Here is a 444-nt window from a genome sequence, read left to right on the forward strand (position 1 = left end):
AAAAGTTAGAGGAATTGGGTTGGTCGCCCAAAGATTTAGCAACTACGGGAGCGATGTATGCCGAACGAAGTATGTATAAAATAGGTCAGCAAATAAAAAATATGTTCCGAGGGTTCTTAGAAATTCTTTTTCAATCTGCTGCTTTGGTGATTGATACGATACGAACCTTTTTCTTAGTCGTTCTCTCTATTCTTGGACCGATTGCCTTTGCTTTTTCCGTCTGGGACGGTTTCCAATCTACTATGAGCCAGTGGTTTACTCGGTATATTAGCGTATATCTATGGTTGCCTATTTCAGATTTATTCAGTGCGTTACTTGCCAAAATGCAAACCTTAATCCTTGCCAATGATATTGAACAATTATCCAACCCCGATTTTATTCCTGACACTTCCAATACCGTTTATATCATTTTTATGATTATTGGTATCGTGGGATACTTTACGA

General features: G+C 38.1%; 1 protein-coding gene. It reads left to right on the top strand.

From position 1 onward, the window contains the following. Positions 1-444 (top strand): TraJ family protein (locus tag VQ048_RS12630; protein WP_503619829.1); only part of this gene is annotated, 444 nt, incomplete at both ends.

It is taken from the genome of Bergeyella anatis (assembly GCF_036016955.1).
Classification (GTDB): Bacteria; Bacteroidota; Bacteroidia; order Flavobacteriales; family Weeksellaceae; genus JAYWXI01.